Annotated in this window: 12 protein-coding genes; 5 read left to right on the forward strand and 7 right to left on the reverse strand. The window is 47.4% G+C overall.

Features of this window, described 5'->3' with window-relative positions; genetic code table 11:
- Positions 1 to 14 precede the first annotated feature (14 nt).
- From RIG61_04420 to RIG61_04430, 3 genes are all read right to left on the reverse strand, one after another.
- Positions 15 to 1,163 (reverse strand): WG repeat-containing protein, encoded by a 1,149-nt coding sequence (locus RIG61_04420; GenBank protein ID MEQ9618400.1) that lies wholly within the window; start codon positions 1,161 to 1,163, stop codon positions 15 to 17.
- 138 nt (positions 1,164 to 1,301) lie between these two features.
- Entirely contained in the window at positions 1,302 to 2,897 is a 1,596-nt protein-coding gene (locus RIG61_04425; GenBank protein ID MEQ9618401.1) for a multicopper oxidase family protein, read from the reverse strand.
- A 144-nt stretch (positions 2,898 to 3,041) separates the two neighbouring features.
- Positions 3,042 to 3,989, reverse strand: coding sequence for a hypothetical protein (locus RIG61_04430; protein MEQ9618402.1), 948 nt, complete (start codon positions 3,987 to 3,989; stop codon positions 3,042 to 3,044).
- A gap of 349 nt (positions 3,990 to 4,338) precedes the next feature.
- On the opposite strand from RIG61_04430, the gene RIG61_04435 reads away from it, so the two are divergent.
- Positions 4,339 to 4,845, forward strand: coding sequence for a CopD family protein (locus RIG61_04435; GenBank protein ID MEQ9618403.1), 507 nt, complete (start codon positions 4,339 to 4,341; stop codon positions 4,843 to 4,845).
- 85 nt (positions 4,846 to 4,930) lie between these two features.
- On the opposite strand, the gene RIG61_04440 is transcribed toward RIG61_04435, so the two are convergent.
- The gene (locus tag RIG61_04440) at positions 4,931 to 5,155 is read right to left on the reverse strand and encodes a hypothetical protein (protein MEQ9618404.1); all 225 of its coding nucleotides are present in this window, start codon (positions 5,153 to 5,155) and stop codon (positions 4,931 to 4,933) included.
- Positions 5,152 to 6,645, reverse strand: coding sequence for a protoporphyrinogen oxidase (hemG, locus tag RIG61_04445; GenBank protein MEQ9618405.1), 1,494 nt, complete (start codon positions 6,643 to 6,645; stop codon positions 5,152 to 5,154). Before hemG ends, RIG61_04440 begins: the two co-directional genes overlap by 4 nt.
- Before the next feature lie 343 nt (positions 6,646 to 6,988).
- Between hemG and RIG61_04450 the strand changes: the two genes are divergently transcribed.
- From RIG61_04450 to RIG61_04465, 4 genes are all read left to right on the forward strand, one after another.
- On the forward strand, positions 6,989 to 8,131 hold the full coding sequence (locus RIG61_04450) for a TIGR04053 family radical SAM/SPASM domain-containing protein (GenBank protein ID MEQ9618406.1): 1,143 nt from the start codon (positions 6,989 to 6,991) through the stop codon (positions 8,129 to 8,131).
- A complete protein-coding gene (locus tag RIG61_04455) occupies positions 8,115 to 8,828 on the forward strand; it encodes a Crp/Fnr family transcriptional regulator (protein ID MEQ9618407.1) in 714 nt (237 codons plus the stop codon). The genes RIG61_04450 and RIG61_04455 overlap by 17 nt, the downstream gene beginning before the upstream one ends.
- Positions 8,829 to 9,073: 245 nt before the next feature.
- Entirely contained in the window at positions 9,074 to 9,388 is a 315-nt protein-coding gene (locus RIG61_04460; protein MEQ9618408.1) for a 4Fe-4S binding protein, read from the forward strand.
- A 93-nt stretch (positions 9,389 to 9,481) separates the two neighbouring features.
- Positions 9,482 to 9,937 (forward strand): pyridoxamine 5'-phosphate oxidase family protein, encoded by a 456-nt coding sequence (locus RIG61_04465; GenBank protein ID MEQ9618409.1) that lies wholly within the window; start codon positions 9,482 to 9,484, stop codon positions 9,935 to 9,937.
- 62 nt (positions 9,938 to 9,999) lie between these two features.
- Here RIG61_04465 and bioB read toward each other — a convergent pair whose 3' ends face one another.
- Positions 10,000 to 10,995 carry a biotin synthase BioB gene (gene bioB / locus RIG61_04470; GenBank protein ID MEQ9618410.1) on the reverse strand — a complete coding sequence of 332 codons (996 nt, stop codon included), beginning with the start codon at positions 10,993 to 10,995 and terminating at the stop codon, positions 10,000 to 10,002.
- A gap of 271 nt (positions 10,996 to 11,266) precedes the next feature.
- A complete protein-coding gene (locus tag RIG61_04475; protein MEQ9618411.1) occupies positions 11,267 to 12,385 on the reverse strand; it encodes a beta-ketoacyl-ACP synthase III in 1,119 nt (372 codons plus the stop codon).
- Between the last annotated feature and the right edge of the window lie 57 nt (positions 12,386 to 12,442).

The raw sequence follows: 12,442 nt of genomic DNA on the forward strand, positions 1-12,442 counted from the left end.
AGCGTCGGGTGGTGTTAAAAAGGAGGAGTGCAAAACTCGGTTGACAGGGTAGCGTCCGTGGGATCCCAAATATAGTTTCCATTATAGTCTATATAACCCATCCTGTGCTCTTTATAAACACGCGCAAACCCGTTTTCGAATTTCGAGGCGGCGTCAAATGTGGGGTCGATCACCATCTTGCCCTTTCTGTCGATATAGCCGACCTTGTTATCAATCGAGACAAACGCGAGGTTCTCGGAAAAATCGGACGCTCCGTCATATCGCGGTTTTATAACCATCTTACCCATTTTGTCTATGTAGCCGACTTTATTTTTAATTGAGACCCGGGCAAGCCCGTCTGAAAAACTCCACGCTTTTTCGTATTCGGGTTTTATAGTGAATTTACCCATCTTGTCTATGAACCCGTATTTTTTGTTTATTTTTACAACTGCGAGACCTTCATTAAAGTCGTGGGCGTAATCGAAAGCCGGTTTTATCACAAGCCCGCCCCGCTTATTTATAAATCCGTGTTTAACGTCTGTGGCGACGCGCGCTAGGCCCTCTGAAAAGCTTGAGGCGCCGGACCACTCCGGCCCAATTACAAAATCCCCGTTCTTGTCAATAAAGCCCCGTTTGCCGCCGATGACCACGAGTGCGAGACCTTCGGAAAAATTATTGGCAATATCGAACCTGGGTTCGATAACCATCTTCCCGCTCTTATCGATAAAGCCGTATTTACCGTTGATATTTATGACTGCAAGACCCTCGGCAAACCCCCACGTGTTGTTAAAATCACTCCTCGTAACCAGCTTCCCTGTTTTATTTATGTAGCCTCTTTTCCCGTTGAGAACGACAAGCGCCATACCTTCCGAAAAATCCGTGGCTCCGTCAAATACCGGTTCTATAACCATCTTACCGTCTCTGTCTATGTAACCGTATTTTGTGCCTACGAGTATGCGTGCCAGACCATCGGAGAAGTTCGAAGCGACATCGTATCTGGGAAGTATTTCGATATCGCCTGAGGATTTAATGAAGCCAACTTTGCCGTCGAGAACCACTGGCAGCAGTTCGTCACTGCTCGAAGACGGAGCTTCAGCTCTGTTTTCACCGCAGGATGTCACTCCGATTAAAAGCAGCAGTATGGTTAAGAATTTTGTTATACCTGAACTCGTTGCAGTCTTCACTGAATGCGCCTTGCGAATTTTTTCATTATGATTTCATGTTGCTAACCCGAAAGTCGGGCGTCTGTATATTACAATAGTATATAACGGCCGGATCTTCTTTGCATTGACTTTGTGGAACTATTTTCACCCGGTGCACGGTTACACGACCTCGTAATTTATCATCATACCCTGGTCCTCATGTTCCAGGTTATGGCAATGTAGGAGATAGATCTGATCGCCCGGAAAATCGAGCGCAAACCGGACAGCGTATTTTACAGACTCCCCGGGCCAGACAAGTACCGTATCCTTCCATCCCATATCAGTCGGCATCCTTCCCTGAGTGTCGATCGCCAGACTGCTGATCTGCTGCGGGCTGTTTGTGCGCTCGAGTATCTGGAATTGAAAGGCGTGTATATGCATTGGATGCGGCATTGCAAGCGGGCCGTTCTGAATCGTCCAAATCTCCGTAGTGTCTCTATTCACCGTTATAGGCACTTCTTCGGGATTGAATCTGAAGTTGTCGATAAACCAGGTACCTTCAATAGGGTTGGAAAGGGTAATGAGTCTTTCGCCGGCTCCCATAGTGTCAATAGGTATGATATCGGAAAGGGTTCCGGGAATCTCTCGGTCGTAGGCTATTTCGTTCGCTACGTTGAATTTCATTATAAAAAACTCTTCGCCGTTCATCAGCGTGGAGGGCTGGTTGAAGTTCATATCGACGAGAGCGGGGTCCATCGGATCGAACTCAAGGCTCTTCAGGTATATTTCGTCGCCCTGCTGATGATCTCTGAAGTCAAAGAGTATGTCCACCCTTTCCGCGATACCTATGAATACCTCGGTTGCCTCATACGGCTTGTCCAACAGCCCGCCGTCATTCCCTACTATATGGAACGGGAGCTCCCCGGAGCCGTTTGTAAAAGCGAGCCTGTAAGTCCTCGAATTGGAGGAATTGAGGAACCTGAATCTGTAGATTCTGGTATCGACTTCCAGGAGCGGTTTTATGGTGTTGTTTACGAGTATTCTGTCTCCGAGCACGCCGATAGTCTGAATCATCGGGTTTATTTCGAAGACCAGCTGCCCCTCCGCGTTGATGTTCCTGTCCTGCAGGCTTAGAGGTATTTCGGTCTGTCCAAGCTCCAGGTCGAGTGCGTCCCTGAGAGCGTCGTCGTTTTCGTCCTCGACTATATAAAAACTCGCGAGTCCGAAATATGCCTGTCTGCCTACGAGCCTGTCCGGATGGGGGTGATACCAATATGCAGCCCCTCTGTTAATGACCTGATAATTATAATTGTAAGAGGTATTGGGCTGTATTGCGGAATTCGGATGGCCGTCGTTGGCATGGTCCACTTCTAGCCCGTGCCAGTGAATTATGGTTTCCTCGTCCAACTCGTTAAAGAGAGTGGCATCCACTGTGTCGCCCGTTCTAAGTCTAATAATCGGGTTATAATAAATTTTATCCCCCGTGTCTACCTCGTAGAGAAATGCGGAAGCGAGTTTGCCGGGAATAATTTCCGTCTCGGTTCCCTTGGGGGTTATAAGAAACGGTGCATCGGGATGGAACAAACCGTACAGCCCCTCATCTCCCGGGACGAGAAGCTGGTTTATGAAGCCTTCAGAAGACCTGGGATCCAAATTCATGCCTCCCCCGCCCCCGCTTCCCGTGCTGTCGCAGGAATGAAGAATAAAACTCCCGCCACCTGCGGCTATGAATGATCCTCCTAAACTGATAAGCTTCAAAAACTCTCTTCTCTTCATGATAAATCTCTTCCTCCTTTGGTAATTGCCGATGCAATCTTTCAGGTCAGATTATGAACTATTTCTTATAATCCGGTGAATTCATTTCGCGCCTACCACCGGTCGATATCGGTATTATCCTCCGCACATTTAATTCTGTAATTGTCAGTTTTTTTCATCTTTACTCCTGTTATTCCCATCGTCCGTCTTTGAGTTATCCTTGTCGGTCCCTTGATCCTGTTCTTCCTCGACTTTGACTTTATACATCATGGCTTTTCCCGTTTTATAAAGCCTGAACCTCGCGAGTGATTCTTCTTTTGAAGCTTCGGACATCTTTTCATCATAGGTGACCTTTATATCGTCCGGAACTTCAAACCGGCTTTGGGTAATATCAACATCAACCTCTATATCCGTTGCCATGAGCTCGCTTACCGAGGTGAACTGCTCCGTTACCATCTTGAGTGGTATCTTTGCTTCTCTCCATATCCACGTTTTTCTGTAATATGGCGGATCGATGCCGGCTTGAATCGAGGTCATTAAAGACTCTTCGGTCGGTTTTTCCCCATATTCGTATATATCACATTTTCTACCTAAAATTTCTCCGGTCCCTGTTTTCTTGCCCAATCCCAACAGGTCCAGCGAAACAACGCCTCTTCTGTCCATTCTCTTATGAAAAGCTTCTTTTTCCGTTTTTGACAATTTTTCATATTCAGGTTTTGCGTATTTGGCGGAATTGTCTATTTTTTTACCTGACTTATCTGCAAGGTCGATGAAATACACAAACTCAGGGTCTATTATCTGAAGCCTTTCGACGGTCCTGGGTTCCCCATCATCCGACGGTAAGCTCATTTTCACCGTCTTCGCGAATCTATCCCCTTCTATATAGACGGTTTCCGAGCCCTGATACGTCTTTTTCTCCATTCCGGGGTGGCCGTACTCAGTCTTACCTTTGTAATTTATAACTAGGCTTTTAAATGGATATTTTTTCACATACGGACTGGGGAATTCGGCATCGCCGGTCTTGCCGTTTTGCTCCGAAGCATAAGCCGTATTCAAGAAAAAAGGTATTAGGCTGAGCGCAATTAATAAGAAAGAACAGTTGAGTTTTTTCATATATAACCCCTTAATATTAAAGTCAAAATGTGTAAGCAGTACCTTGATGAAATAAGGTCTTTCATTATTGAAAAAATCGCCTTATGGTCAACAATGTAGTCAAAAATATATGATTTGATCGATTTAAATATGATTATATAAAATAGGTGCTTTCTTTGATATAGTGGATTAGATGATTGTTCTGTGGTAATAAATGATAGAAGCATATTGGTATATCCACTACAATAGCCCCTGAAAGATTTGATAGATTATACTAAAAAGATTAAAAATAGAGGCTTAACTTTGAATAAAATGAGTTGGGCGTGTAGGATTCGATACTTAACCTGGAAAAACCGGAGAGTTAGAATCAGTGCAAATCCTCTATCTGATCTCGGTGTGGCTGCATATAATATCCTCAATAATCTGGGTAGGCGGGATGTTTTTTCTCATACTCGTTCTAATTCCGGTATTGCGTGACCCGGAGTACGAAAGTATATTCTCAAGGCTTTTTCTAAAGATCGGTCAGCGCTTCCGTAATGTGGGCTGGATATCACTTTGTCTGCTTGTGCTGACGGGAATTATTAACCTTGCTTTCCGCGGTTATGATTTCTCCGATTTCTTAAGCGGCAGGATTTTCGTTGGTACTTTCGGGCATGTTCTGCTTCAGAAGTTGGTAGCCGTTGTACTTATTTTGCTGATCAGCATAGTCCATGATTTCTGGATAGGGCCCAGAGCGATGGCCCTGATAAGGCGGGAGCCCAAGTCCCCCGAAAGCAGGAAATACAGACTAATAACCGTCTGGCTGGGACGGCTTAATTTTGTACTGGCAATTCTTGTTGTTGCCCTTGCCGTAGTGCTCGTCAGAGGGGGTATCTAGGAATCACGGCAATAATTTATCGACAGCTTTCTATTTGACTCATTAATCCCGAATTTGTTGATTTCGGCTTTTTCATCAGGTGATTCTATTTTACGTTGTGTCTGAATCTGTGCGGAAGGAATTGCTTTATGAAAAACAGAATGAACTTGATGCGGAAAAAGAACCAAAATATGAATTTGAAATCCTCTGAATCGAGATATATCTTGATTTTCCACACCCCGACCTCCGCATCGAAGACGACATTATCACCCTCAATTGCATATTCTCCTAAAAGCACGTCAAGCTCCCCGCTCGGGCTTGAGATTTTCACGACGCTGCTCCTTTGCCTCTGCGAATGAAATCAAACAACTCCCCGGCTGCTTTTTCCCCGGAACGGACGCAGTCGGGAATGCCCATTCCTTCATATGCGTTTCCCGCGACCATCAGCCCGGGATATTTACTCAGTCCTGTATTTATACGGGATATGCGCTCCAGGTGCCCAACTTCGTATTGGGGCATCGAACGCTCGTATCTCCTTATCTGCTCGAATACCGGTCTGGATCTGATACCGAGGATCTCGTTTAACGAATTGTGCGCGTCCTCCGCGATTGTTGAATCATCCGTTCCACCGATATCCTGATCTGCCGCATCGCTGATAAAGCATCGCAGGATGACCTTTTCCCGGGGGGCGCGTCCTCCGAACTTCACACTGCTGAAAGAGCATGCCATAATGGGAAGCCCCTCGCTTTCCGGTACTACGAAACCGTGTCCGTCGAGCGGGTGCGCGATGGCCTCGCGGTTGTAGATGAGGTTTATCACGACCGGAGACGAGTATTTGATTCCCGATAGCTCCCGGGCCAGAACGGGGTCGAGTTCTTCGACCATGCCGCCTGCGGTGCAGGCCGGAGTGGCAATTATAACGCCGTCGCAGTCAATAATTTCATTATGTTCCGTTTTTATTTTCCATCCGTTATTTATTCTGGTTATTCCTGTTACGGCTGTGTTCAGATGTATGGATACGAGGTTCAGTTTAGAGGCCAGCTCCTCCGTTAAGGTTCGCATTCCGTTCTTCAGGGATATGAACCGGCTGTGCTCCGGTTTGCCGTTCGTATTCTTTCCGGACCCTTCCGATATCCGTTGTTTCCTCATCCCCAGTATTAAGCTTCTATACTTTTCTTCCATTTGAACGAGGTGGGGCATCGTAGCCAGAGTGCTCAGTGTTTCCGGCTTCCCGCCGTATATCCCTCCCAGCATCGGCTGCACAAAACGGTTAAGTGCCTCCCTGCCGAGTCTTCTCGTGATGAAGTCTGCCACGCTCTCATCCTCTACTGAGTTTCTTCTTGGGAGTAGCGTGTCGAGTGACATGCGGAGCTTGCCCCGCCATGTAAAAAGCGGGGAGGCAACAAAAGGCATCAGTCTTGTCGGGGCGAGCAGGAATCCATCGGGAACAGGTACGAGTCTCTTTCCTATTACCACGAATACGCGCCTCGCCTCGTCGTCCGATCCGATTATATCCTGCTCAAGCCCAATGCGCCTGCATAGATCGAGTGCCCAGGGTTTTGAAGCGACAAATGAGTCTGGCCCTTCCTCGATTAAAAGTCCCCCGGCCGACTTTGAGGAAATTACGCCGCCCAGTTTTCCGCTTCCTTCAAGCAGAATAACTTCGGGGTTAATATCATTTTTCAGACCTAGCTCCTGAAGGCGATGTGCGGAGCTGAGCCCTGTTATTCCTCCTCCGATAACCACTATTCTGCCAGGTTTGTATCTTTTAAATATCGAATGAGCCCTGTTTGTGCTGGAAGACGGTATCGAGCTATGCATTCATAGTTTCCGTAATATTTTCTTGACAACCAATAGCTTACAACTTCTCCTTTGGAAATATGAAGATGGCAAAAAGAGTGCCATCGTAAGTTCTTTTGTTTGAGCGGGAATTCGACCCGAGTGAGTGTCAAATGTCAGAATTTCTTACGATATCAATATTACGCTCCATTGAGTTGCTGAATTCATTTTCAGCAGCCGGGCATCCTCGAGACGCTCTATTCGCGGGCGTTATCGGATAATAATGGCGGTTTTAATGTTACCGGGTTAAACCCTCCATAATGGCATGAAGGTTGCATAATCAGCATTTTGGAGAGGATTATACTTTATACCGGAGGAGCCGCTCATGAAAAGATTACAGGATATCGATTTTTCCGTTACCCCTTTTGTCGCGATATGGGAAGTAACTCAGGCTTGCGACCTTGCGTGCCGTCATTGCAGGGCCGAGGCGATAAGTCATCGTGATCCCGGGGAGCTCACGACACTGGAAGGGTTCGATCTCATCAATAAAATTCACTCTATGGGAACTCCGATAATGGTACTAAGCGGGGGCGACCCCGTACAGCGAGAAGATATCTTTCAACTTATAACACATGGTGCGGACCTCGGTATGCGTATGGCGACGATTCCCGCAGCCACGTCAAGGCTGACCCCGGAGCTGGTGACAGGGCTCAGGGACGCCGGTGTGGCCCAGATAGCGCTAAGTCTCGACGGGCCGAATAGTGATGTGCACGACTCCTTTCGCGGGGTTCCGGGAGCTTTCGATAAAACGATGAAAGGCGCCGAATACGCCCACGCCGCGGGCATTCCCCTTCAGATAAACACGACATTCAGCAGTCACAATTTCGATTGCTTCGATGAAATCGCGCGGGTTGTAAAAGACCTTGATGTAGTCTTCTGGGAAGTTTTTTTTCTTGTCCCGGTAGGTAGAGGAAAGGTTTTGAAGCAGATGAAGGCCCTTGAGTATGAAAAGCTGTTTGAAAAGCTTTACAGATTTTCTAAAGAAGTTGATTTCATAGTCAAGATTACCGAGGCACAGCACTACAGGCGCTACGTGATAGAGCAGGAGACGAAAAACAGGTACGCCGGCGGGAGTTATTCTGGAATAGAGCTTCCGGGAAGACTGACGCGTGATTTCGGACCGGGGGGCAGCATCGGACTCGCGCCAAAGGGTGTTAATTCGGGAAACGGCTTCGTATTTATTTCTCACACGGGAGAGGTTTTCCCGAGCGGTTTTCTCCCTATCTCGGCCGGGAACGTGAGGGACGAGAGCATAGTGGAAATTTACAGAAACTCGCCGCTTTTCCGGGAGATAAGGGACTATGACGGGCTTAAAGGCAAATGCGGGTTATGTGAGTATAGGGACGTCTGCGGAGGCTCGAGGGCGAGAGCCTATGCCGTCACAGGGGACTATATGGAGTCCGAGCCCTACTGCGCTTACATACCCGAGCCCTATAAAGCGAGATACCGCAATGAAGAAGCTGTATAAGCGACAGGAGTTTAAGAGCTGCACCACATGCGGGTCCAGAGCCGACAGCATATTTTGTGACCTGAATCAATCCGGCCTTCAGGAGCTGGAGACTATTCAGCAGAAGTTGAAATATCCCGGCGGTACTATTTTATTTCTCGAGGGAGAAAGACCGCGCGGCGTTTATTGCGTGTGCTCGGGGCGTATTAAACTTTCTATTCACGCAGCGGACGGAAGGGCCGTCACAGTGGGTTATGCGTCGAACGGGTACATCGTTGGAACAAGAGCGGTTTTATCGGGGAATCCCCATGACATAACCGCAAGGACGGTTGAAGAATCGCAGCTGAGTTTTATGGATAGAGAGCGTTTCCTGAGTTTCTTGAAAAGACGCGGGGAAGTCAGTTTCAGGTTGTCGGAGGCACTGGGCGACGAATTGTCGGAATCTTACGAGGATATTAAAAATATAGCCCTGGGATCTTCATACGAGCGTCTCGTTTCAGTTCTTCTGAGACTCTGCGATAAGTTCGGCGAGCCCTCATCGGAAGGAATTCTTATAAAACTTAACTTGAGCCAGGAGGAGCTGGCCGAGATGGCGTGTATGTCGAGAAGAACGCTCAGCAGAGCTGTTCAGAGGCTGAAAAAGGTGCGTATAATCAAGTGTGACCGGCGAGTTATGATTATTAGGGACAGAAACTCGCTCGCCAAGCTTCTTTCATAGAAGTATTTTCTCCGGCACGGATAAAATTCAAATAAATTATCATCGCATACTTAGAGCCCGAGTGAGACATTTGTCTCAAACGGACAGGGACTTCTGACCTTGACGAAATTCCCTTTAAGGAAGAATAATAATTAGAATTCATTACGGTGATGCAAGGTTATCTGCGTCATTGGCTCCAAAACTTACACGGGGCATGTGAGTCATCTTTTCGGGTAATAAATTAGTATAAATTTTGGAGGGAAAATATGAGAGATGCTTCTTATAAATGGCTGCCGTTTATAGACTTGGAAAAATGTAACGGCTGCGGAAAGTGTGTTGAAGTATGTACTCCGAAATGTCTCAAGCTGGTGAACGATGATTTTGCTCTTCTCTTCCGGGCGAACAGGTGTGATAGTGAAGGGAATTGTATCGAACCCTGCCGCGAGGAAGCGATTCGTATGGAATGGATAGAAATGGCGGGAGATCACAGCACGGGATTGTGGAAGACGGTTTTGGCATTGCGGTCTAATTTTAATGAGTGGATTTGCTCGTATTATGCCAACGGAATTTATTCTATATAAGCGCTGCGGACGGTAATACTTCTCTTCCGGGAACCCCGCTGGCCGGATTCGGTCACTGGAATTTTACATAGCAACCACGGTCCGATTAATATTATGGTAAGCAAGACGAAAGAGGCGGTTAAGCAGCTCCTTAAGGAGCATAACACGATGAGTCTCGCGACCTTGTGCCGGAATTTCCCTTGTGCGGCGTCCCTTTTCTATGCGAGCGACGGGTTTGTCCTTTACTTTCTTTCAAGGCCGGAGTCGCGGCATGTGATTAATATTCTTCTGAATCCGAATGTTGCGGCGACGATAAATAAGGACTACCTGGAATGGAGGAATATAACGGGTCTCCAGATAGTGGGGAAAGCCTCCAGGGTTCCGCCCGAAGAGACTGAGCCGGCAAGAAGGGTATATGAAAGAAAGTACCCCTTTCTGAATGAAATGCTTATTAACGAGAAATCTTTAATTAATGCGGCGGAGGTTGATTTATTTAAAGTCGTACCTGAGAGGATAAGGATTATTGACAATAAGGTATATTTCGGACATAAGGCGGAACTTCAGTTGTAGTTTGGTCTCTATGGGCCGTGAATATCATTTCTTTCGCCGCAGCCCCCGACATATCCTATCCATTACTGTTTGTACTTTAATACGGGAAGTCCCATTTCTTTAATCATTTGAATATCTTTTGACGGGAGATTGCCCTTTGTTGTAAGGTAGTCCCCGGTTATGAGCGCATTGGCGCCTGCGAACAGGGCCCAGGGCTGGTAATCTTGCAGGACCGACTCCCTTCCTCCCGCGCATAGGAGGATGCTTCCCGGCAGTATAATCCTGAATATCGCTATGTATTTTAATGCTTCAAGCGGGTGAAGCGGCGCTCTTCCCCCTAGCGGTGTACCCTGTCTTGGGTTAAGCAGATTGACGGGAATAACCTCGGGTTCAAGCTCCCTGAGCTCAAATGCGAGTTCGAGTCTTTGCTCGCCGGTTTCTCCCACGCCCAATATACCGCCGCAGCAAAGCTCCATACCGTGTTGTTTTACAAGCCGTGCCGTTCGAAGACGGTCTTCGTATCTGTGAGTGCTGCATATCCGGGGGAAATAGCTTCGCGAGGTCTCGAGATTATGGTTGTAGCGTTTTACCCCGGCTTCGGCGAGAAGAGCCGCCTGCTCCTCGCTCAGGAGTCCTAGAGAACATCCCACGCTCAAATTTGTATGGGCTCTTATCAGACGGACGGACTCAAGGACTTTATTGAAAGTTCTTTTGTTAGGCCCTCTGCCGCTGGTTACGACGCAGAATTCGGAAGCGCCCGAGGTTTCCGCCTTCCTTGCGGATTCGAGTATCTTTTCGGGTTCAATCCATTGTTGGGCTTCCAAAGGGGACTCACTGTAAATCGACTGTGAGCAAAAGGAGCAGTCTTCGGGGCATGCCCCGGTCCTGGCGCTGATTATACTGCAAAGGTAAATACCGGATGGATGGTATTTCTCAGTAACTTTACTTGAAGTGAAAATGGTTTCCAGCAGTTGCTCCTTATTACGAATAAGAGCCAGCTCCCGGGCTTCCTCAAGTGTTATGTTCTCATTATTATCAATGAGCTTTTCTCTTACCCTGTGTAATATATCGGTATTCATTTTATTTGCTCCGGTTCGATGAATGCTGAATTACTGCTCCGGAAAACTCGGATGCGTACACGGCTGAGGATCCCCAAAGCGGGAGTGGGAGTGAGCCCGATAGAGCTCAGCAGTAGAACAACGAGTGTTTTGTATGCTGTGTGGTATTCGCATCTTGCCGGTTTTTCATAGAGTAGTGAAGACCAGTGTGGCGGTCTATGAACTCGTTCTCTATCATAATTTTAACACCCCTGTTTTTAAAGTAAAAGCAGCTGTTTCTTTTTGATTATGGTCATAATTTTCTCAGAAGAACGCTTCCTATAGAATAGCCTGCGCCGAATGCGCAGATAAGGCCCATATCTCCCTTTTTAAGGTCCTTATTGTGCTTGTTAAAGGCTATTATCGCTCCGGCAGAACTCGTGTTGGCATATTCATCCAGAATTATCGGTACTTCTTCGGGTGTAGCTTCTCTTCCGAAAATCCTTTTGCCGATCAGCCCGTTTATATGTCTGTTGGCCTGATGCAGCCACAGGCGCCTGAGAGCCGCAATCTTCACTCCCGATTCATCCAGGTGCTCCCGGATAAAATCCGACGCCAGGGGGACGATGTCCCTAAAAAGCCTCTTGCCTTCCTGTCTGAAAAAGGCATCCGATGAAATATTATCCATGGATGCCTGATTGAGAAAACCGAAACGGTTGCTCACGGTCTCGGAGAACGTAGTGCGAAGCCTGGTGCTCAAAATTTCGAATGCGTGTCCGGAATTTGAGGTTTCTTTTCTCTCAATCACCACAGCCGCCCCCGCGTCTCCGAACAGAAAATGACTTTCCCTGTCTCTGAAATCAACTCTCGCCGTACATATCTCGGGGCTTATAACGACAGCGGAGTTCGCACTTCCCTGACGAACCGCGTCTGCTGCCGTCTGTATGCCGAAGGGCATGGATGAGCACGCGGCCTGCAGATCAAGAGCAAAACCGGCTGCCCCTAAAAATTTCTGTATTTCTATTGATACGGGAGGATAGAGTCTCTGTACGGCGGTGCATGCGGTTATTACCGCATCTACATCTTCCGGGCGCCTGGATGCCCGGTTTAAGGCTTCTCTTCCGGCGTGCTCTCCCATCATCGCCTGAATCGATTTGCCTTCGTCCGAATATTCCCGGATTTTGGGACGCATGATCCCGGGATCTAGAATTCCTTCTTTATTTACGACATAACGGCTTCTTATTCCCGATACATCGTATATAAAATCGGGGCCGGATTCTCTCAGCGGTTCTATCTCACCTGCGCTAATTTCCTTTTCGCGGAACTGGTTAAATTGTCTTACGTAACTATTAAAAGAGGCTGCCAGCTCCTCGTTGGAAATTGATTCAGGAGGCGTATATACGCCTGAGCCGCTTATTACAATCTCACTCAATATTTACTCCGCAACTAATCCGCATATTCATTCTCATGGAGGGGTAATTTTCCTTCC

The sequence above is a fragment of the Deltaproteobacteria bacterium genome (genome assembly GCA_040223695.1).
In the GTDB taxonomy this organism is placed as follows: domain Bacteria; phylum Desulfobacterota_D; class UBA1144; order Nemesobacterales; family UBA2774; genus JAVKFU01.